Source organism: Streptomyces sp. NPDC021749, from assembly GCF_040640655.1.
In the GTDB taxonomy this organism is placed as follows: domain Bacteria; phylum Actinomycetota; class Actinomycetes; order Streptomycetales; family Streptomycetaceae; genus Streptomyces.
Genome location: NZ_JBFACE010000005.1, coordinates 151,694 through 172,764, shown reverse-complemented (window position 1 = coordinate 172,764; position 21,071 = coordinate 151,694). Strand labels below are relative to the sequence as shown.

Here is a 21,071-nt window from a genome sequence, read left to right as displayed (position 1 = left end):
CGGCCTCCGGGCCGGCCGCGTCAGGTACCTTTCCGGCAGTTGAGAGTGAGCGAGGACCCTGATGGACACGGCCGCCGCAACGGCCGGGGGTGCCCCCGGACCGGACCTGGGGCAGGACGGCCCCACCGTGCCGTCGCCCCGGACCGCCGCCGACCCGGCCGCGACCGCCGCCCCCGGGCCGCCCCCCGGCCCCCTCCGGCACACCGCCCGCCGCCTGCGGGACCGCACGGCCCCGCTGCGGGTCCCGCGCCTCGACCCGTACTGGGCCGCCCTGCTCTTCTTCCTCGCCTTCGCGCTGCTGGGCCTCCACCGCTTCCAGACCCTGTCCACGTCCTCCTGGGACCTGGGCATCTTCGAACAGGCGATACGCGGCTACGCCCACTTCAAGGCGCCGATCGTCGACCTCAAGGGCCCCGGCACCAACATCCTCGGCGACCACTTCAGCCCCGTACTGGTCCTGCTCGCCCCCCTCTACCGCCTCTTCCCCTCCTCACTGACCCTGCTGATGGCCCAGGCCGCGCTGTTCGCGGTGTCCGTCATACCGGTCACCCGCGCCGCGGCCCGCGCCCTCGGCCGCCTCCCCGGCCTCGCCCTCGGCATCGCGTACGGCACCTCCTGGGGTCTCCAGAAGGCCGTCGACTTCGACTTCCACGAGATCGCGTTCGCCGTGCCGCTGCTGGCCTTCGCCCTCGAAGCGGTGCTCCGCGGCCGCTGGACCGCGGCGGTGTGCTGGGCGGCGCCGCTGGTCCTGGTCAAGGAGGACCTGGGCGTCACCGCCGCCGCCATCGGGGCCCTCGCCCTGATACGCACCCGGCGGGCGAGCCCGCTCCCCATCGCCCTGGTCGGCTTCGGCCTCGGCGCCGCGGCCCTCACCCTCGGCGTCCTCATCCCCGCCTTCAACGGCTCCGGCTCGTACGACTACTGGAGCAAGTTCGGCGCCGACGGCGGCGGCGCGACCATCCCCCTCGACACCGCGCTGCGCACCACGCTGTGGGTGCTGCTCCCCACCACCGGGCTGCTCGCCCTGCGCTCCCCCCTCCTCCTGGTCGCGCTGCCCACCCTGGGCTGGCGGTTCCTCTCCCACGAACCCCACTACTGGGGCATCGACTGGCACTACAACGCCGTCCTGATGCCGGTGGTCTTCCTCGCCCTGATCGACGCGCTCCCCGGCGCCCGGGTCTCGGCCCGCCCCTGGCTGCGCTCCTACGCCCACCACCTGCCGGCCGCCGCCCTCGCCGCGGCCCTCGCGCTGACCGCCAACCTGCCGCTGGCCCGGCTCACCGAATCCGCGACGTACCGCACGCCGCCGGACGTCGCGGCCGCCGCGCGGCTGCTCTCCCGGATCCCCGACGGCGCCACCGTCGAATCCGACATACGCCCTCTGAGCCGCCTCACCGACCACACGCGCGTGTTCTGGCTCGGCAACACGGGAGGCTTGGCGCCCGGCTACATCGCGGTCCAGCTACGGGACGGGCACACGGTGCGCCAGGCGGTCGCGGACGCGGTGGCCCGGCATCCGCGGGCGCACTATGTCGTGCAGGGCGGCGCCGCGGACGTCCTGGTACTCCGCCGTACGTCGGCCCGCTGACCAGCGTCGGCTGCGGCACCACGGCCGCCTGCGGCGGGACGGGGTTGGCCGGGCCGGGGCGCTCGCTTTCGTCGTGGTGCCGGAGGGCCGCCCCCGCGACCCACCACCCACCAGGCGCCCCGGCCCTGACCCCACCCCGCCGAAGGCGAAAGAAACAGCGACCCCCACGGCGGGAAAGCCGACGACGTACGGCTAGGTCAAAACCGTCGTGAGGAACTCGCCCACCCACGCGAGCAGCTCACGCCCCACCACCGGCTTGCCGCCGATCTTGGCCGTGGTGGGCCGCGGAACCAGGATCTGCTGAGCGGCCGGCTTCAGGACCGTACGGGGGTACAACCGCTTCAGGCGGAGTTCCTGGGACTCGCGGAGTTCGACCGGGCCGAAGCGGATGTTGGCGCCCTGGAGGGTGATGTCCGAGACGCCGCAGGAACGGGCGAGCATCCGCAGGCCGGCGACGAGCAGGAGGTTCTCGACCGGCTCGGGCAGCTTGCCGTAGCGGTCGGTGAGCTCCTCGCGGACCGCGGCGATGTCCTCCTCGGAGTTCGCGGAAGCGATCGCACGGTACGCCTGGAGGCGGAGCCGCTCGCCGGGGGCGTAGTCGTGCGGGACGTGCGCGTCGACGGGGAGTTCGATCTTCACTTCGAGCGGCGGCTCCTCCTCCACGCCGCCCTCCAACGACGCCCGGTAGTCCGCGACCGCCTCGCCGACCATCCGCACGTACAGGTCGAAGCCGACGCCCGCGATGTGGCCGGACTGCTCGCCGCCGAGGAGATTGCCCGCACCGCGGATCTCCAGGTCCTTCATGGCGACGTACATGCCGGCGCCCATCTCGGTGTGCTGGGCGATGGTGGCGAGGCGCTCGTGGGCGGTCTCGGTCAGCGGCTTCTCGGGCGGGTAGAGGAAGTACGCGTACCCGCGCTCGCGGCCGCGGCCGACCCGGCCGCGGAGCTGGTGCAGCTGGGAGAGGCCGAAGTTGTCGCCGCGCTCGACGATCAGGGTGTTGGCGTTGGAGATGTCGATGCCGGACTCGACGATGGTCGTGGAGACCAGCACGTCGAACTTCTTCTCCCAGAAGTCGACGACGACCTGTTCGAGGGCGGATTCCGACATCTGGCCGTGGGCGGTGGCGATCCGGGCCTCGGGGACGATCTCGCGGAGGCGGGCGGCGGCGCGGTCGATGGACTCCACGCGGTTGTGGATGTAGAAGACCTGGCCCTCGCGGAGCAGTTCGCGGCGGATCGCGGCGCCGATCTGCTTCTGCTCGTAGGGGCCGACGAAGGTCAGGACCGGGTGCCGCTCCTCCGGCGGGGTGGTGATCGTGGACATCTCGCGGATGCCCGTGACCGCCATCTCCAGGGTGCGGGGGATCGGGGTGGCGGACATGGTCAGGACGTCGACGTTGGCGCGGAGCTTCTTCAGCTGCTCCTTGTGCTCGACGCCGAAGCGCTGCTCCTCGTCGACGATGACCAGGCCCAGGTCCTTGAACTTGGTCTCGGAGGAGAACAGGCGGTGGGTGCCGATGACGACGTCGACGGCGCCGTCCCGCAGGCCCTCCAGGGTCGCCTTGGCCTCCGTGTCGGTCTGGAAGCGGGAGAGCGCCTTGACGTTGACCGGGAACTGGCCGTACCGCTCGGTGAAGGTGCCGTAGTGCTGCTGGACGAGCAGCGTGGTCGGGACGAGGACGGCGACCTGCTTGCCGTCCTGGACGGCCTTGAAGGCCGCCCTCACGGCGATCTCCGTTTTGCCGTAGCCGACGTCGCCGCAGATCAGCCGGTCCATCGGGACCGACTTCTCCATGTCCTCCTTGACCTCGGCGATGGTGGTGAGCTGGTCGGGCGTCTCCGCGTACGGGAAGGCGTCCTCCAGCTCGCGCTGCCAGGGGGTGTCCGGGCCGAAGGTGTGGCCGGGGGCCGCCATCCGGGCCGAGTACAGCTTGATCAGGTCGGCGGCGATCTCCTTGACGGCCTTCTTGGCGCGGGCCTTGGTCTTGGTCCAGTCGGCGCCGCCGAGGCGGTGCAGGGTCGGGGCCTCGCCGCCCACGTACTTGGTGACCTGCTCCAGCTGGTCGGTGGGGATGTAGAGGCGGTCGCCGGGCTGGCCGCGCTTGGCCGGCGCGTACTCGACGAGGAGGTACTCGCGGGTCGCGCCCTGGACCGTGCGCTGCACCATTTCGATGTAGCGGCCCACGCCGTGCTGTTCGTGGACGATGTAGTCGCCCGCTTCGAGGGTGAGCGGGTCGATGGTCTTGCGGCGGCGGGCGGGCATCCGCTGGCCGTCCTTGCCGGCGGCCTTCTGGCCGGACAGGTCGGTCTCGGTCAGCACGGCGAGCTGGAGCTGCGGGGCGATGAAACCGTTGTCGAGGGAGCCGCAGGCGACGTGGACGAGGGCGGGCGAGATCTCGGGGAGGTCGGCGTCCAGCCGGGCGGCGATGCCCTCACCGCCGAGGACCTCGACCGTACGGGCCGCGGGGCCGTGCGCCTCGGTGACGTAGACCGTGCGCCAGCCGTCGGCGAGCCACTGCTTGGTGTCGGCCAGCGCCCGCTGGGTGTCGCCGCGGTACGTCTCGGGGGCGTGCAGGCCCAGCTTGAGGGTGTCGCCGTCGCCCTCGGCGGCCAGGTCGTCCTCCCCCGCGGCGAACGGCGTCACCGACCACCACATCATGTCCAGCTCGCGGGCCCGGTCGCGGACGTCCGCGATGCCCCACAGCGAGGCCGCGCCGACGTCGATGGGCGCGTCGCCGCCGCCCGCCGTCGCGGCCCAGCTGGCCTGCAGGAATTCCTGGCTGGTCGCCACCAGGTCGGAGGCCCGGGTGCGCACCCGCTCCGGGTCACAGACGACGGCCATGGAGCCCTTGGGCAGGACGTCGAGCAGCAACTCCATCTCGTCGACGAGGACCGGTGCGAGCGACTCCATGCCTTCGACCGCGATGCCCTCGGCGATCTTGCCGAGGAGTTCGCCCAGTTCCGGGTGCTGTTCGGCGAGGGCCGCTGCGCGGTTGCGGACGTCCTCGGTGAGCAGCAGCTCACGGCACGGCGGCGCCCACAGGCCGTGCTCGGCGACCTCCAGGGAGCGCTGGTCGGCGACCTTGAAGTAGCGGATCTCCTCGACGTCGTCGCCCCAGAACTCGATCCGGAGCGGGTGCTCCTCGGTGGGCGGGAAGACGTCCAGGATGCCGCCGCGGACCGCGAACTCGCCGCGCTTCTCGACCAGTTCGACGCGGGCGTAGGCGGCCGCCACCAGACCGTCGACGATCTCCTCCAGATCGGCGGTCTGGCCCGTGCGCAGACTGACCGGCTCCAGGTCCCCCAGGCCCTTGACCTGCGGCTGCAGCACCGAGCGAATCGGCGCGACGACGACGGAGACCGGGCCCGCTGTGGGGTCGTCCTGGCTGGGGTGGGTGAGCCGGCGGAGCACCGCCAGGCGGCGGCCGACGGTGTCCGAGCGCGGGGAGAGCCGCTCGTGCGGCAGCGTCTCCCAGGAAGGGAACTCGACGACGGAGTTGTCCTCGCCGGCCGGCATCAGGCTGCGCAGCGCGGCGGCGAGGTCCTCGGCCTCCCGGCCGGTGGCGGTGACCGCGAGAACGGGCCGCCGGGCCTCGCGGGCGAGCGCGGCGATCACGAACGGGCGGGCGGCCGGCGGGCCGACGAGATCCACGTGCGGGCGGCGTCCGTCGGTCGCGGCCCGGACCGCTTCGGCGAGCGCCGGGTCCCGTACGACGGCGTCGAGCAGACCAGTCAGGCTCATGAAAGGCTTCCGTCCCAGAAAGCGAAGCGAACAACGCGAACAGCCCGCGACGTCACACGGGCGGGGGCTGCCCACGATACGCCCGACCGCCGACAAGCCGCCGCCCGAGCGGGCGGGGCCCGGACGGGGCGCGGCGCCGGTGGTCCCGTTCCGTATCCCGGCCCGGCATGGAAGGGTGTGACGAGAACGGTGTCCGCTACACACAACGGTGCCACGGAAGCGGAGGGGGACCCATGAGCCGCACGACCAGGGGCAGCGACAACCCCACGGACCGGGGCACGGGCGGCCCGCGGACGCCGGCGCCGGACACCGCAAAGGCCCGCGCCGGGCGGCGCGGCCCGGTCGTCGCGGCCCTGATGCTCGGCATGGCGCTGGCCGCGCTGGACTCCACGATCATCGCCACCGCCGTCCCCCAGATCGTCGGCGACCTCGGCGGCTTCGCGGTGTTCTCCTGGCTGTTCTCCGGCTACCTGCTCGCCGTCACCGTCACCCTGCCCGTCTACGGCAAGCTCTCCGACACCTTCGGCCGCAAGCCCATCCTGATCACCGGCATCGTGCTGTTCCTCGCCGGCTCGCTGGCCTGCGCCGCCGCCTGGAACATGGCGTCCCTGATCGCCTTCCGGGTGCTGCAGGGCCTGGGCGGCGGCGCGCTCCAGGGCACCGTGCAGACCATCGCCGCCGACCTCTACCCGATGAAGGAACGCCCCAAGATCCAGGCCAGGCTCTCCGGCGTCTGGGCCACCTCGGCGGTCGCCGGTCCGGCGCTCGGCGGGCTGCTCGCCGCGTACGCGGACTGGCGGTGGATCTTCCTGGTGAACCTGCCGGTGGGCGTGGTGGCGCTGTGGCTGATCGGGCGGCACTTCACGGAGCCGCAGCGCACCGCGCACCACGGTGGCGGCCGGCCCCGGGTGGACTGGCCCGGCGCGCTGGCGATCTTCGCCTGCGGCGGGCTGCTGCTGACCGCCCTGGTCCAGGGCGGCGTCGCCTGGGCCTGGCTCTCCACCCCGTCCCTGCTGCTGTTCACCGGCAGCGCGGTGTGCGGCGCGGCCACCGTCCTGATCGAACGGCGCGCCGCCGAGCCGATCATCCCCGGCTGGGTGTGGCGCCGCCGCACCATCTCCGCGGTCAACCTCGCCCTCGGGGCGCTCGGCCTGCTGATGGTCGCCCCCACCGTCTTCCTGCCCACCTACGCCCAGTCGGTGCTGGGCCTGGGCCCGATCGCGGCCGGTTTCGTGCTGTCCGTGATGACCCTGAGCTGGCCGGTGTCGGCCGCCCTGAGCAGCCACGTCTACAACCGCATCGGCATCCGCAACTGCGCCCTGCTCGGCATCGGCGCGGCCGGGCTGATCCTGCTCGCCTTCCCGCTGCTGCCCTACCCCGGCGCGGCCTGGCAGCCCGCGCTGATCATGCTGGCGCTGGGCGCCGCCCTCGGCCTGTTCCAGCTGCCGCTGATCATCGGCGTGCAGTCGTCCGTCGGCTACGCCGAGCGCGGCACCGCCACCGCGTCCATACTCTTCTGCCGCCAGGTCGGCCAGTCCGTCGGCGCCGCCCTCTTCGGCGCCGTCGCCAACACCACCCTCAACGACCGCCTCGCCCACGCCCCGGCCGACATCCGCCCCGGCCTGCCCGGCGACCTCGACGCGGTCTCGCACGCCCTGGAGCACTCCGGTGCGCTCACCGCGCACGCCACCGACTACCTCCGCCGCGCGGTCGCCGGCACCGTCGGCCACGTCTACCTCGGCGCGGCCACGGCCGCCGCGCTCGCCGTGCTCGCCCTGCTCCTGCTCGCCCCGCGGCGCTTCCCGGTGCACGCGGACGCCCGTACGGCGGAGACCGAGCCCGGCGGGAGGTAGCCGGGCCCGAACGCCTGCGGCCGGTCAGCCGCCCGCCTGGCGCGGCACCTGGGTCTCCACCGTCTCCACGTCGTCGGGGCGGGAGCCGCCGGGGCCGGCCGCCGGACCGTCGTCCTCCGGTGCCGGGCTCTTGCCGGTCAGCGCCGCCAGGCTGTTGCGGACGTGCGCCATGTGGGAGCGGAGCTCCTCGCGCTCCTCGTCGTGCTCGCGCAGCAGCCGCTCCGTGGTCCGCTCGATGCGCTCCGCCGCGACCCGGGCCTGCGCCAGCAGTTCGGCGGCCTGGTCCTCGGCGGCCTCCTGGTGGTGCCGGGCGGCCTCCTCGGCCCGGGCGTAGCGCCGGCGCTCCTCGGTGATCAGCGCCTCACCCCGCTCGTCCAGCTCCGCCACCAGCCGGTCCATCGCCGCCGCCCGCTCGGCGAACTCCCGCCCGGCCGCGTCCCACTCCTCCGCCTGCCGCTTCTCCTGGTCGCCGAGCAGCTGGTCGGTGCGCCGGACCACGTCCGCCAGCTTCTCGGTCGCCTCCGCGCGCAGCTGCGCCGCCTCCCGGGACGCCGCCGCCACCAGCTTCGTGGCGGTGTCCCGGGCCAGCTCCTCCGTGCGCCGGGCCCGTTCGTCGGCATCGTCGCGCAGCGCGGACGCCGCCTTGTCCGCCGACTCCCGGACCCTCTTGGCGTGCGTGTCGGCCGCGTCCCGCTCCTGCTCGGCGGCCTCCTCGGCCTCCGTGCGCAGCCGCGCCGCCTCGGACTCCGCGGTGGTCAGGATCAACCGGGCCTCGCTGCCCAGGGATTCGTACGTCTGCGGGGGAAGCTTCGCCAGATAGAGCCGCAACTCGGCGAGTTCGGCCTCCATCTCGTTGTGGAGGACGGTGAGCCGCGCGGCCCGCTCCCAGCAGGAGTCACGGTCGATGGAGAGCCCCTCGAAGCGGCGGTCCACATCCTCCGGCCGGTACCCACGGCCCCGTACGATCTCGAACCCGTGAGGCGAAACCGATGCACTCATCCCTCAAGCCCCTCTGTGCAGTTGCGCGCACTTCTCCTCGGACCGGCCGGCGACGGCACCCTCGCGGCCCACTGCACCAGGATGCGTTATTTATCGACAGAAGTCGGAATTGGATCATCGTGGCGCAAGGCCCGGAACAGCCGGCTCGCCCCGTTTTCGTCCCACAGCAGTACCGACCCGGCCCCGGCCACCATCACCCCCGGCTGCCGCACCGGCACCGTCGTCGCCGTCCCGCTCCCGCCCGCGATCCGCTTCATCGCCCAGCCCATGTCCAGCAACTGTGCCATTCCGGCCTGCTGATCCACCCTCAGCGCCGCCACCGACACGTCCAGCACCTGCCGCAGCCGGAACGGATCGAGCAGCACCCGGGAGTCCGTCATCCCGTCCGCCAGCGCACCGATCAGCTCGCGCTGCCGCTTCACCCGTCCGAGGTCACCCTGCGGGTCGGCATACCGCGCCCGGACGTACGCCAGCGCCTCGGTGCCGTTCATCCGCCGGCAGCCCGCCGGGAAGTCCGCCCCCGACCTCTCGTCCCGCAGCGGCCTCTCCAGACACAGCCGTACGCCGTCCGGCAACGCGTCCACCACCCGCACCAGCCCCAAGAAGTTGATCTCCGCATACCGGTCGATCCGCAGCCCGGTCGCCTGCTCCACCGTCCGGGTGAGCAGCCGCGGGCCACCGTCCGCATACGCCTCGTTGATCTTCCGGCTGCCGTACCCCGGCACCGGGACGTAACTGTCCCGCGGCAGGCTGACCAGCGACGGGCCGTGCTCGCCGTAGTGCAGCACCATGATCGTGTCGGTGTTCCGCACCTCGTTGTGGCCGACGTGCAGCTCCCGGCGCTGCTCCGGGGTCAGCTCGGCACGGCTGTCCGAACCGACCAGCAGCCAGTTCGTGCCCCGGCCCGCCGCCGGCCGCCCCGCGTACTCGCCCAGCGCAGCGACGTGCTGCAGCCGCCGCCCCTCCCGCACGTACAGCCCCGCCCCGCCCGCCACCACCAGCAGCACCAGCACCAGCAGCGCCACCAGCAGCCAGCGCAGCCAGGACAGCCGGGACCCGCTCCCACGGCGCCGCGGCGGGCGCCGCCCCGGCAGCGAACGGCCGATCCGCCGCCGGTGCCACCACGGCGGCCGCCGCGCCCGGTACAGCGTCGTCGACGAGGCAGGCCACGACGACGGCCACGACGGGGGTATCGGACGGCCCATACAGGCATGGTCGGCTCCCCCGGCCCGGCCCGCAGGTCGAGCGCCCCCGTCCCGCCCCCGGGGCAGGCCGTTCCGCCGACCGGCCCCCTACGGCAGGCAGCCGGCCCGCGCCTCCGCTACAGCAGCCCCCCGGGAAGCGCAACCGCCACTGCCGACCCCCGGGACGCAACCGCTACAGCAGGCCCCGGGGGCGCAACCGCTACAGCAGGCCGTCCCACATCTGCTCCAGCAGCACCGACCACCAGGTCTCCGGCGAACCGAGCGCCGGCGGATCCAGCGCCACCAGCTGCGCCTGGAAGTCCACCGTCCAGCGGCCCGCCTGCTCCGGCGTGAGCCCGTACCGCAGCCGCCACATCCGGCCCAGCATCGCCAGACAGCGCACGAACTCCGGCAGCCCGGAGTTCACGAACTGCGGCGCGGCCGGCTGACCGCCCGGACCGGCCTCCATCGGCACCGCCACGATGTTCGCGGTCCCGTACTGGACGCACAGCTGACGCCCGAAGTCGTTGCCCATCACCAGATACGACCCGGCGTCCGACGCCGGCTGCACCCCGCGCTCCGCCGCCAGCTCCGCCAGCGTCGGCACCGGGCGGCCCGGCTGCGCCTGCGCCCAGAAGAACGGCCCGAAGTCCACCGGCAGCCCGGCCCACACCAGCATCTGCGCCACCACGTCGGGCACACCGTGCCGGGACACCGCCCGCTGGTCGAACCGGAAGATGCCCTGCGGCCCGAAGGACTGCTCCAGCTCCTGCCCGATCGCCTGCGGCGGAACCGGCGGCACCGGCTGCACCTGCGACGGGTGCGGCAACGGCACCCGCACCGGCGCCGGCCGCGCCGGACCGTCCGCGACCTGGTGCAACTCACCCTGGTGCTCGACGAGATGCCGCACGCCCTGCTGGCGCGAGGCGTGGTCCCGGCCGTACGCGGCGGTGTGGCTGATCCGCACCTGCGGCCAGTTGTCCCGGATCATCCGCGCGCAGTAGCCGCCCGGCAGATCACAGCACTCCAGCTCGGTGTGCAGCTCCAGCACCTGCTGCGGCGGGACGTTCATCCCGCGCAGCTCGTGCAGCAGCTGCCACTCCGGATGCGGCGTACCCGGCGCCGAACGGCGCACGATCTTCTGCTCCGAACCGTCCGGGGCGCGATAGCTCAGCACCGCCATGTAGCCCGGGCCGACCGTCGGCTGACCACCGGGCGCCGGCGGATAGCCGTACGCACCGGGAGCCGCGCCACCGGGGCCCGGCACACCGGGCGGGGGGCCGGGCGGGGCGGGCTGCCCCTGCGGCGGACCCGGCACACCGGGCGGCGGAACACCGGGACCGGCGGCCGGCGGCGCGACGGGCGCACCCGGGCCACCGGGACCGCCCGGACCACCGGGCAGTGCGGCACCGCTGGCCAGCATCGTCGCCGCGGCATGCACCCCACCACCGGAGGTGCCGCCCGTGGCGGGCGGCGGCGGGGGCGGCGGCGGACCGCCCGGCGCACCCTGTCCGCCCTGCGCGCCGGATGTCCCCTGACCAGGCCTCCCCGGCGGGCCGGGCGGCTTGGGCGCACCGGGTACGCCCGGAGGCGCGGGCGGCGGCGGCACACCCGGCCCCGCCCCCGCCGGGCCGCCGGCACCCGGACCGCCGGCACCCACGAGATCCTGCAGCGACGCCCCGTCGGCGAGCATCGTCGCCGCGGCATGCACCCCACCGCCGGGACCGCCGGCACCGGGCCCCTCGGGGCCACCGGGCCGGTCCGCGCCGCCCGGCCCGTCCACCGCGCTCAGATCGAGACCGTCCGTATCCAGCTGGGAGACCAGCTGCGTCGGCACGTAACCACCGGCCGGAGCACCGGACGCGCCCGGCCCGGACGCCGCGGGCCCACCGGACGGGCCCGCGTCGGCCTTGCCGGTGCCGCCCGCCGCACCCTCCGCGCCCTGCGGGGCGGGCGGGGCGGGCGGGGGCGCGGCCGGACCGGGAGCACCCGGCACGGCGACACCGGGCGGCGGGGGGACGTCCGCGACCGGCGGCCCCGACGGCGGCGGCAGATCCGGCAGCCCCGGAACGGCCGGCGGCGCGGACGGCATCGGCGGCAGCGGCGCGCCACCGGGCCCGCCGGCCTGGCCGGACGGCAGGTCCAGTGCGGGCGCGACCTGGGTACGCGGCAACTGGCTGCCGCCCTGCAGGAGTTCGGTCTTGGCGTCCGGCCGCACCCGCGGCGCCGCCGGGGCGTCCTCCTCGTCACTACCGGCCAGCGGCGGCGCGAAGACCGTCGCCGGCAGCCCCACCGAACGGTCCTCGCCCCCCACGTCGGAATGGGTCGTGTCCGCCGCCGCCCAAGGGGTGTCATCGACAGCACCCGCGGCGGGAGCGGGGGCAGGCGAGGCGGCCGGGGCCGCCACCTGCTCCGGCGCGGAGGCCTGTTGCGGCACCGACGGGGCCGCCGGGGCCGCCGGGCCGGAACCGGCGCCAGTGCCCTCTCCCGGATCCCCCGCATTCCCCGAAGTCCCCGCGCCGGCGCGCCGGTCCGGGATGCCGCGCGAGTCCGCCGCCTCCTGCAGCCACTCCGGCGGCGTCAGCAGGAACGACGTGGCCTCCAGATCGATCCGCTGCGGCGGCGGCTCGGCCGCGCCGTACCCGCCGTCCACCGCCGTGCCGTACTCCTCCTCGTAACGCCGGATCACCTCGCCCACCGGCAGCCCCGGCCACAGCGTGGTCTCCCCGCTGTCCCGCGCGATCACCATCCGGGCCCGGCCGCCCTCCGACGCCGGACCCCCCTCACGGTCCTCCGCCCAGGCCACGAAACCCAGGTCGAACTCCCGCACCCGCACCTCACGGTGGAGCTCCGCCGGCACCTCGCCGTTCACCCACCGCTCGGCGCGCTCCTGCGCCTGCGCGAACGTCACCACCGCGATCAGCCCCCCACCGCGACGGCCTGCGCGAAACCGCCGTCCACCATCAGATTCGCCACCGTCTCCAGCTCCGGCGGATTACCCGCCAACCGCTGCAGGAACGCGTCGAAATCCGCCCCGCACGGCAACAACAACCGCTCCACCCGCTCCTGCACCGTCCAGCCGTCCCGGTCCCGCGCATCGTCGTACGGGCAGAACCACACCGACCCCCGCCCCTCACCGCGCACCTTCACCGCGACCACACCGCCCTGCGCGAACGCCACCCCCAGATAGTCCTTGGTGAAGTGGTCCCGCAGACACTTGTTCACGTACACCAGGTCGTTGACCGCAGCGTCGTCCCGCACCGTGAAGAACGGCTGGTCCAGCAGCAGCCCCAGCTCCGCGTCCAGCGCCGCACCCACCGGCGCACAGCCACCCGCCGCCTTCAAGAACGACCGGTACGCACCCGGCAACCGGCACCCCAGCGCCTCCTCGGCCTGGACCACCTGCTCCTCACCCACGGACAGATCACGGTGCGGCAGCCCGAAGTGCGCCGGCCGGGTCTCCTGCAACGGCCGCGTCCCGCGCTTGTCGTGCGCCACCGCCGCCGTCGCCAGCCCGCCGTGATGCCGCAACAACGCCTTCACCTCGACGGGGATCAGCTCCATCCGCCGCGTACCCGCCACGTGGTGCCAGGTCCAGCCGTGCGGCGTGGCCACCGACGGGACATCTATCCACAGCTCGTGCCCCTGCGCATGCAGCGCCGCGTTCGCCGACACGTAGTCCGTCAGCCTCAGCTCGTCGACCCCGAAACCCTCCGGCGGCTCGGCGATCTCCGCCGCCGCCCGGGCGTACGGCGTGAACTCCGGGAAGCCCCTCCCGTCCATCCGCACCCCCGCGGGATACCGCGCGGCACGCACCGGATCCGGAAAATGCACGACCTGTCCGGCATAGGCCGCATTCGGTGGCGCGGCATGTCCCGCCGCCTGGGGGCCGGGTGGAACCCCCAGCCCTGGCCGACCTGTCGTCATCGCGGTTGCCCCCTGGCTGAAGCTGGCTTTGGGGCACAGCCTATGCCGTACCGCAACACCCACCGCCGCCCCCGCCCCCGCACGTCAGCGCCCCCACCGGGCCCCCGACACCACACCTCCGCCCCCGCGGAACCCAACCCTCCGCCCGAACGCCCCCCGCCCGTCAGCCCCGCGACACACCGGCGTCACCCACCGGCGCACCACCCCCGGACCGCGCACACCACCCCGCCCACCAGCCCCGTTGACCCCCGGCCGACAACCCGTCAGCCCCTCGTGATCACTGCGACAGGCCGTCCGACTACCGGAACACCCAGCACATTTGGCAGGCTGACCCCGCAACCGGGGGGTTTGCAGGGAGGGAAAGCACCACGGATGAGCACCACGGCACGCCACGGCACCGGCACCGGCACCGGCGACCCCCGCATCGGCTGGAGCGGCACCGCCGACACCCACCGCCCGCCCACACTGCACCACCGCCGCGACGGCATCCTCCCCACCATCGGCGCCGCCCTGTCCGTACGCGGAAACACCCTCACCTGCACCGCCAGCAAGGCCGAACAGCCCCCGCCGCTGCACCCCCTCGTCCAGGACTTCCTCGACACCCTCCCCACCGCACAGCGCGAACGCTTCACCGGACGATGTCCCGAAGCCGTGCTGCTCTCCCGCCACCTCACCGCCGTCGAGGCCAACCGCGGCAAACGCGCCTCCCGCAAGCCCCTCACCAACGGCGAAGCCCGCCGCTCCCTGAAACACTCCAAGATCACCGCACGCCACATCCGCGAGGACGGCGACCCCCAGCACGGCAGCTACGCCCCACCCTGCCGCTCCTGCGACGCCCTCCTCGCCCACTTCGGCGTCATGCCGATCGGCGCGACGCCCACAGGGAGCTGAACCGCCACATGCCGCCCACCACCCCCGACCCGCGCACCCCCGGCCCCCGCGACGCCACCCACGACCGGGCCCCCGGCCCCGGCCGCACCGACTCCACCCGGTTCCCCGCCGCCGTCGACGTCGCCCTCCAGGAAGCCGGCTGGCAACCCGGCCGCTGGGACATAAAGCAGGCCGAACACTGGGCCGACACCCTCCGCGCCCACACCTCCCCCGCCGGCCACCGCCACACCGTCTTCCCCGCCGCCGTCGAAGCCTGGGCCGAATTCGGCGGCCTGCACATCGCCGGCCCCGGACCCGGCCGCCACATCGCCCCCGCCCCCTTCGTCATCGACCCCCTGCACGGCCTCCACCTCGCCCGCACCCTCGGCGACCTCGGCCGCGCCCTCGCCACCGACGTCGCCCCTCTCGGCCGCGAAGAACTCACCACCCACGACGGCGTCCACTCCCAGGCCACCCTCGCCATCGACGCCGAAGGCCGCGTCTACAGCCTCGACCCCACCGGCGACTGGTACCTCGGCGCGGACATCGACACGGCACTGGGCACACTCGTACTCGGCACCCGGCCGAGCCGACTCTCGACGCACGGCACCGACTGACCCACCGCGCCGCACGATGCCCGACCGCCTACGGCGCAAGGGACAGCCCCGAGGCGAAGCCAGGGACTACGGGACAGCCCGCGGCCGCGACCTGGGGAGCGGGCCTACGGGACAGCCCGCGGCCCGGGGAGCGGGCCCAGAGGCCAGCCCACAGCCCGGGAAACGGGCTTACGGATCAGCCCGCGGCCTGGGAAGCGGGCTTACGGATCAGCCCGCAGCCCTGGAAACGGGAAAAAGGGCTTACGGTCAGCCCGCGGCCTGGGAAGCGGGCTGAGGCGTCGGCAGCACGGCCGAGACACGGAAACCCCCGGCGTCCGTCGGCCCCGACACGAAGACACCGCCCAGCGCCGTGACCCGCTCCCGCATACCGACCAGACCATTGCCGCCACTGGGCAGACCGGCGTCCGCCGCCCCGCCGTCACACGGACCGTTCTCCACCTGCACCGCCAACTCCCCCTCGCGATGCGCCAGACGCACCCGCGTCCGGGCACCCGGCGCATGCTTGTGGACGTTCGTCAGCGCCTCCTGCACCACCCGGTACACCGTCCGCTCCACCCGCGCCCCATAACGCGGACGACACGACTCCGCATCGTCACCGCCATCGCCGCCATCGCCGTCCACCGACAGCTCCACCACCATCCCGGCCGCCCGGGACTGCCCCACCAGATCCCCCAGATCATCCAGACACGGCCCGTCCGGATCCCCCTCCGCCGACGACGCCTCCCCGGCGGAACCATCCCGACCCGGAACCCGCTCCCCCTCGGCCGCCTCCTGCGACCGCACCCGCGACGCCACCGCCGCCAGCCGCTCCGGCACATCCGCCCCCGCGGCCCCCCGCGCCGCCGACCCCTCGGCCGTCCGCAGCACGCCCAGCATCTCCCGCAGCTCCGTCAGCGCCTGCCGGCCCATGTCCCCCACCAGCGCCGCATTCTTCGACGCCTTCTCCGGGTCCTTCAACGCCACCGCCTGCAGCGCCGCCGCATGCACCACCATCAGACTCACCCGGTGCGCGACCACATCGTGCATCTCCCGCGCGATCCGCGTCCGCTCCTCGTTACGGGCCCACTCCGCCCGCTCCTCGGCCCGGTCCGCCAACAGCGACAGCTCACGCTCCAGACCGTCCGCACGCTCCCGCAGACTCTCCACCAGCCGCCGCCGCGCACCGATGTACAGACCCCACAGCACCGGCGGCGCCGTCAGCACCACACCCAGCGCCAGCGCCATCACCGGCACCAGCCACACCGGCGGATTGAAGTCCGGCTGCGACGCGATGTCCTGCCGCATGGTGAGGAACGTCGTCACCAACGTCCCCGTCACCGTCATACCGGCCAGCAGCGCGGTGATCCGCCGCGGCACATCCGACGCGGCGAGCGTGTACAGCCCCACCACACTCAGCAGCCCGCCCATCTCCGCGGGCATCACCGCTATCGAGACCAGCACCACCACCACGGGCCACCGGCGCCGCACCAGCAACACCGGCCCCACCAACAGACCGAGCAGCGCACCCAGCAGCTCCGGCAGATGCGCCTCATGCGCAAAACTCACGCCCTCGAACAGGCACTCCACCGTCGAAGCGGCCGCCAAAAACGCGTCCAGTACGGCGCTGCGCCGCCGCGCCCACCACCACGGCCCACCTATCGGCGCACCCCGCGCGCCCACACCTTCACTTGCCCCCGTCGCGGTCATACCGACCAGACTACGGGGGCCCTCCCCCCTTCCTCCGCCCTGTTATGGACGCCCGCCCGCCCGGATATCAGCCTTACCCTCGGTTATCCCTCGAACTGTTGAATCGCCCACGTTTTCGACACTCTGGCGTGTCGTGTCCCGCAATCCTGTTCCCATGCCGAACACCCAACGGACCCCGTACGACTACGAAGCGTTACGCCGCCAAGCCGTCACCCTCCGCCGAGCCGGCCTCAGCCGCCGCCAGATCCGCGACCGGCTACCCCTCCCCCTGACCGACGCCGCACTGACCCGCCTCCTGGAGGGCGAGCCGCCTCCGGAGTGGACCAAACGCCCGAACGCCAAGGACGACCTACGAGCGAAGGCCCGCGAGCTGCCCAAGCAGGGCCGCACCTACGACGAGATCGTGGCCGAGCTGGGCGTCGCCAAGAGCTCGGTGTCGCTCTGGGTGCGCGATCTGCCCAAACCCCAGAAGTCGCCCGAGGCCATGCACCAGATGCGCGAGGCGCGGTGGGCGCCGTACCGGGAAGCGCGAGATCAGGCGATTGCACAGACGAAGGCGGAGGCGGCCGCGGAGATCGGCACACTCACCGAGCGGGAGCTGTTCCTGATCGGCGTGGGCCTGTACTGGTCGGAGGGGAGCAAGAGCAAGCCGTACCAGCGGAGAGAGCGGGTCATCTTCGTCAACAGCGACCCAGGCATGATCAAGGTCTATCTGGCCTGGCTGACATTGCTCGGCGTCGAGCGCGAGCACCTGCGCTTCAACCTGATGATCCACGAGTCTGCCGACGTGGCAAGCGCCGAGCAGTACTGGGCGGACCTGGTGGGCATCGGCGTAGCCGACCTGTGCAAGACGGTCCTCAAGCGGCACAACCCCAAAACGGTGCGCAAGAACGTGAGCGACGACTACCGCGGCTGCTTCGTCGTCCGCGTGCTCCGGTGCGCTGACCTCTACCGCCGCATCGAAGGCTGGTGGTCCGGCATTGTGACCGGGCTATCAGAGCCCACAGCCACCGGTGCGTCGGGTATGGTCTGACGCACTGTCCCCCGTGGTGTAACCAGGCAGCACACGAAGTTTTGGTCTTCGCAGGTCGAGGTTCGAATCCTCGCGGGGGAGCAAGCAAAGTTCGGGTCCTGATCGCAAGATCAGGACCCGTCGTCGTTTCACCCGCAATACGCCCCGGTATCCTTCGGGTGACCACCACCCGAAGTAGCCAAGAAGCCGAAGGGCATCCCCGTGAGCGCCAACCGCCCGGCAGCCGTCGTCGTTCTCGCAGCGGGTGAAGGTACCCGCATGAAGTCGGCGACCCCCAAGGTCCTGCACGCACTCTGCGGCCGCTCCCTCGTCGGCCATGTCGTCGCCGCCTCCCGTGAGCTCGACCCCGAGCACCTCGTCGTGGTCGTCGGCCATGCCCGGGAGCAGGTGCGGGCGCACCTCTCCGAGGTCGATCCCGGGGTGCGGACCGCCGTCCAGCACGAGCAGCGGGGTACCGGGCATGCGGTCCGTACGGCGCTGGAGGAACTGAGTGACAGTGGTGTCGTGCTCGACGGCACGGTGATCGTGGTCTGCGGTGACACGCCGCTGCTGACCGGGGAGACGCTGCGGCGGCTCGGTGAGACGCACGCGGCGGACGGGAACGCGGTGACGGTGCTGTCGGCGGAGGTGCCGGACGCGACCGGTTACGGGCGCATCGTGCGGGACGCGGCGTCGGGCGCGGTGACGGCGATCGTCGAGCACAAGGACGCGTCGGAGGCGCAGCGGGCGATCCGGGAGATCAATTCGGGGGTGTTCGCCTTCGATGCCCGGCTGCTGGTGGATGCGCTGGGGAAGGTGCGGACGGACAACAGCCAGGGTGAGGAGTACCTCACGGATGTGCTGGGGATCGTGCGTGAGGCGGGGCACCGGGTGGGGGCCGCGGTGGCGGGGGATCACCGGGAGATCCTGGGGATCAACAACCGGGTGCAGTTGGCGGAGGCGCGGCGGCTGCTGAACGAGCGGTTGCTGGAGCGGGCGATGCTGGCGGGTGTGACGGTGGTGGATCCGGCGTCGACGTTCGTGGATGTGTCGGTGTCGTTCGAGCAGGACGTGACGGTGCACCCGGGTACGCAGCTGATGGGTGCGACGCATGTGGCGTCGGGTGCCGAGGTGGGGCCGCATTCCCGGCTGACGGATACGTCGGTGGGTGAGGGTGCGGTGGTGTCGTTCACGGTGGCCGAGGGTGCGCGTATCGGTGTGGGCGCGAATGTGGGTCCCTATGCGTATCTGCGGCCGGGTACGGATCTTGGTCCGCGGTCGAAGGCCGGCGCGTATGTGGAGATGAAGAACGCGTCGGTGGGTGAGGGCACGAAGGTGCCGCATCTTTCGTATGTGGGGGATGCGACCATTGGTGAGTTCACCAATATCGGTGCGGCGAGTGTGTTCGTGAACTATGACGGTGAGGCGAAGCACCACACGACCGTTGGTTCGCATTGCAGGACGGGGTCGGACAACATGTTTGTGGCTCCTGTCACGATCGGGGACGGCGCTTATACGGCGGCGGGCTCGGTCATCACCAAGGATGTGCCCCCGGGTTCGCTGGCGGTCGCGCGTGGCCAGCAGCGGAATATCGAGGGTTGGGTCGCGCGTAAGCGGCCTGGAAGTGCCGCCGCGCAGGCTGCTGCGGCTGCTCGCCGGGAGTCCGAGGGCGAGCAGTGATCGTGCAACCGGGTGCGCCGTGCGGGGCGTACCGTGATGAGCGCACGCAAACTGTGATTCGAGGAGATTTGCTGTGACCGGGATCAAGACGACCGGCGAGAAGAAGCTGATGCTCTTCTCCGGCCGCGCCCACCCCGAGCTGGCGGAGGAGGTCGCGCATCAGCTGGGTGTCGGCCTGGTCCCGACGAAGGCTTTTGACTTCGCCAACGGTGAGATCTATGTCCGCTATCAGGAGTCGGCGCGTGGCGCGGATTGCTTTTTGATTCAGAGCCACACGGCTCCGATCAATAAGTGGATCATGGAGCAGCTGATCATGATTGATGCGTTGAAGCGGGCGTCGGCCCGCAGCATCACCGTGATCGTGCCGTTCTACGGTTATGCGCGTCAGGACAAGAAGCACCGTGGTCGTGAGCCGATTTCGGCGCGGCTGATCGCGGATTTGATGAAGACCGCGGGTGCGGACCGTGTGGTGACGGTGGATCTGCACACGGATCAGATCATGGGTTTCTTCGACGGCCCGGTGGATCATCTTTTTGCGCTGCCGGTGCTGGCGGATTACGTCGGCGCGAAGGTGGACCGGGACAAGCTGACCGTGGTCTCGCCGGATGCCGGCCGGGTGCGGGTGGCGGACCGTTGGTGTGACCGTCTGGGCGCGCCGCTGGCGATCGTGCACAAGCGGCGGGACAAGGACGTCGCGAATCAGGTCACGGTGCACGAGGTCGTCGGTGATGTGAAGGGCCGGGTCTGCGTCCTGGTCGACGACATGATCGACACCGGTGGCACGATCTGCGCGGCAGCGGATGCGCTGTTCGCGAATGGCGCGTCGGATGTGATCGTGACGGCGACGCATGGTGTGCTGTCGGGTCCGGCGGCGGATCGGTTGAAGAATTCGAAGGTGAGTGAGTTCGTGTTCACGAATACGCTGCCGACGCCTTCGGAGCTGGAGCTGGACAAGATCACGGTGCTGTCGATGGCGCCGACGATCGCCCGGGCGATCCGTGAGGTGTTCGAGGACGGTTCGGTGACGAGCCTCTTCGAGGAGCAGTGAGTGTGGTGATCGTCGGCGTCCGTGGGGTGGGGTAGGTCCTTGCCTCCGCGGGTCGTGTGAGATCCATTTTGGGGCGGCCTTCCTGCCGGGTAGACTCGTGGAGTTGCTCGGCGAGGGAGGCCGCCTTTTTTGGTGGTTGTCCGTTATCGACGCGCTCTTCGTAGCTGGTCTGTCGTGGGCCGGGTGACGCCCACCAGATGTTGCTGAGATACGAGGAGTGCTGTCATGGCTGAGGTGAAGCTTTCCGCTGAGGTGCGGGACGACTTCGGTAAGGGTGCGGCTCGCCGTCTGCGTCGTGAGGCGAAGGTTCCGGCGGTCATTTACGGTCACGGTGCGGAGCCGAAGCACGTGGCGATCGACAGCCACGCGCTGATGATGGCGCTGAAGACGCCGAACGCGCTGATCCGTCTGGAGTTCGACGGCAAGAGCGAGCTGGTCATCCCCAAGGATGTGCAGCGTGAGGCGATCCGCCGGTTCCTGGTGCACGTGGACTTCCTGGCCGTGAAGAAGGGCGAGAAGGTCACGGTCGAGCTGCCGATCCAGACCGAGGGTGAGCTGGCTCCGGGTGGCAACCTGCTGGAGCACGTGCTGAACACGCTGCCGGTCGAGGCCGAGGCGACGCACATTCCGGAGTCGGTGACGGTGTCGATCGCCGGTCTGGACGCGGGTACGTCGGTGCTGGCGAAGGACATCGCGCTGCCGTCGGGTGTGTCGCTGGCCGTTGAGGACGAGACCGTCGTTCTGCAGGTCGTGGCGGCGCAGGCGGAGGCTCCGGCCGAGGCGGGTGCCGAGGCCGAGGGCGCCGAGGCCTGATTCGCTGCCGGGGCCGGTGTGCCCTGGTGATTCTTTTGGTGACCGTCGTC

Annotated in this window: 14 protein-coding genes; 8 read left to right on the top strand and 6 right to left on the bottom strand. The window is 72.3% G+C overall.

The window, feature by feature from the left end:
• Positions 1 to 61 precede the first annotated feature (61 nt).
• Positions 62 to 1,588, top strand: coding sequence for a DUF2079 domain-containing protein (locus AB0G35_RS07205; RefSeq protein ID WP_360945039.1), 1,527 nt, complete (start codon positions 62 to 64; stop codon positions 1,586 to 1,588).
• 192 nt (positions 1,589 to 1,780) lie between these two features.
• On the opposite strand, the gene mfd is transcribed toward AB0G35_RS07205, so the two are convergent.
• The gene (gene mfd, locus AB0G35_RS07200; RefSeq protein WP_360945036.1) at positions 1,781 to 5,332 is read right to left on the bottom strand and encodes a transcription-repair coupling factor; all 3,552 of its coding nucleotides are present in this window, start codon (positions 5,330 to 5,332) and stop codon (positions 1,781 to 1,783) included.
• Between the two features lie 356 nt (positions 5,333 to 5,688).
• On the opposite strand from mfd, the gene AB0G35_RS07195 reads away from it, so the two are divergent.
• Positions 5,689 to 7,185, top strand: coding sequence for an MFS transporter (locus AB0G35_RS07195; protein WP_360945334.1), 1,497 nt, complete (start codon positions 5,689 to 5,691; stop codon positions 7,183 to 7,185).
• A 24-nt stretch (positions 7,186 to 7,209) separates the two neighbouring features.
• On the opposite strand, the gene AB0G35_RS07190 is transcribed toward AB0G35_RS07195, so the two are convergent.
• From AB0G35_RS07190 to AB0G35_RS07175, 4 genes are all read right to left on the bottom strand, one after another.
• Positions 7,210 to 8,184, bottom strand: coding sequence for a cellulose-binding protein (locus tag AB0G35_RS07190; protein WP_360945033.1), 975 nt, complete (start codon positions 8,182 to 8,184; stop codon positions 7,210 to 7,212).
• 86 nt (positions 8,185 to 8,270) lie between these two features.
• Positions 8,271 to 9,389: an LCP family protein gene (locus tag AB0G35_RS07185; protein ID WP_360945030.1), complete on the bottom strand. Its 1,119-nt coding sequence runs from the start codon at positions 9,387 to 9,389 to the stop codon at positions 8,271 to 8,273.
• A 199-nt stretch (positions 9,390 to 9,588) separates the two neighbouring features.
• Complete coding sequence (locus AB0G35_RS07180; RefSeq protein WP_360945027.1) at positions 9,589 to 12,282, bottom strand: SUKH-4 family immunity protein; 2,694 nt, start codon at positions 12,280 to 12,282, stop codon at positions 9,589 to 9,591.
• 5 nt (positions 12,283 to 12,287) lie between these two features.
• Positions 12,288 to 13,295: an SMI1/KNR4 family protein gene (locus AB0G35_RS07175; RefSeq protein ID WP_360945024.1), complete on the bottom strand. Its 1,008-nt coding sequence runs from the start codon at positions 13,293 to 13,295 to the stop codon at positions 12,288 to 12,290.
• A gap of 372 nt (positions 13,296 to 13,667) precedes the next feature.
• Here AB0G35_RS07175 and AB0G35_RS07170 point away from each other — a divergent pair, with 372 nt between their 5' ends.
• A complete protein-coding gene (locus AB0G35_RS07170) occupies positions 13,668 to 14,186 on the top strand; it encodes a YwqJ-related putative deaminase (protein ID WP_360945021.1) in 519 nt (172 codons plus the stop codon).
• Positions 14,187 to 14,194: 8 nt separating this feature from the next.
• Complete coding sequence (locus AB0G35_RS07165; RefSeq protein WP_360945018.1) at positions 14,195 to 14,782, top strand: SUKH-3 domain-containing protein; 588 nt, start codon at positions 14,195 to 14,197, stop codon at positions 14,780 to 14,782.
• A 246-nt stretch (positions 14,783 to 15,028) separates the two neighbouring features.
• Here AB0G35_RS07165 and AB0G35_RS07160 read toward each other — a convergent pair whose 3' ends face one another.
• A complete protein-coding gene (locus AB0G35_RS07160) occupies positions 15,029 to 16,468 on the bottom strand; it encodes a histidine kinase (protein WP_360945015.1) in 1,440 nt (479 codons plus the stop codon).
• 154 nt (positions 16,469 to 16,622) lie between these two features.
• On the opposite strand from AB0G35_RS07160, the gene AB0G35_RS07155 reads away from it, so the two are divergent.
• From AB0G35_RS07155 to AB0G35_RS07140, 4 genes are all read left to right on the top strand, one after another.
• On the top strand, positions 16,623 to 17,501 hold the full coding sequence (locus tag AB0G35_RS07155) for a hypothetical protein (RefSeq protein ID WP_360945013.1): 879 nt from the start codon (positions 16,623 to 16,625) through the stop codon (positions 17,499 to 17,501).
• 201 nt (positions 17,502 to 17,702) lie between these two features.
• Entirely contained in the window at positions 17,703 to 19,160 is a 1,458-nt protein-coding gene (gene glmU, locus AB0G35_RS07150; RefSeq protein WP_360945010.1) for a bifunctional UDP-N-acetylglucosamine diphosphorylase/glucosamine-1-phosphate N-acetyltransferase GlmU, read from the top strand.
• Between the two features lie 73 nt (positions 19,161 to 19,233).
• Positions 19,234 to 20,208, top strand: coding sequence for a ribose-phosphate diphosphokinase (locus AB0G35_RS07145; RefSeq protein WP_030413455.1), 975 nt, complete (start codon positions 19,234 to 19,236; stop codon positions 20,206 to 20,208).
• Positions 20,209 to 20,433: 225 nt separating this feature from the next.
• A complete protein-coding gene (locus AB0G35_RS07140) occupies positions 20,434 to 21,021 on the top strand; it encodes a 50S ribosomal protein L25/general stress protein Ctc (protein ID WP_360945007.1) in 588 nt (195 codons plus the stop codon).
• Positions 21,022 to 21,071: the final 50 nt, after the last annotated feature.

Bases quoted from the DNA above. Each gene is read 5' to 3' on its own strand.
- AB0G35_RS07185 (WP_360945030.1), bottom strand. From the start codon at position 9,389: ATGGGCCGTCCGATACCCCCGTCGTGGCCGTCGTCGTGGCCTGCCTCG.
- AB0G35_RS07205 (WP_360945039.1), top strand. From the start codon at position 62: ATGGACACGGCCGCCGCAACGGCCGGGGGTGCCCCCGGACCGGACCTG.
- AB0G35_RS07140 (WP_360945007.1), top strand. From the start codon at position 20,434: ATGGCTGAGGTGAAGCTTTCCGCTGAGGTGCGGGACGACTTCGGTAAG.
- AB0G35_RS07175 (WP_360945024.1), bottom strand. From the start codon at position 13,295: ATGACGACAGGTCGGCCAGGGCTGGGGGTTCCACCCGGCCCCCAGGCG.
- mfd (WP_360945036.1), bottom strand. From the start codon at position 5,332: ATGAGCCTGACTGGTCTGCTCGACGCCGTCGTACGGGACCCGGCGCTC.
- AB0G35_RS07160 (WP_360945015.1), bottom strand. From the start codon at position 16,468: ATGACCGCGACGGGGGCAAGTGAAGGTGTGGGCGCGCGGGGTGCGCCG.
- AB0G35_RS07155 (WP_360945013.1), top strand. From the start codon at position 16,623: ATGCCGAACACCCAACGGACCCCGTACGACTACGAAGCGTTACGCCGC.
- AB0G35_RS07195 (WP_360945334.1), top strand. From the start codon at position 5,689: ATGCTCGGCATGGCGCTGGCCGCGCTGGACTCCACGATCATCGCCACC.
- AB0G35_RS07165 (WP_360945018.1), top strand. From the start codon at position 14,195: ATGCCGCCCACCACCCCCGACCCGCGCACCCCCGGCCCCCGCGACGCC.
- AB0G35_RS07170 (WP_360945021.1), top strand. From the start codon at position 13,668: ATGAGCACCACGGCACGCCACGGCACCGGCACCGGCACCGGCGACCCC.
- AB0G35_RS07190 (WP_360945033.1), bottom strand. From the start codon at position 8,184: ATGAGTGCATCGGTTTCGCCTCACGGGTTCGAGATCGTACGGGGCCGT.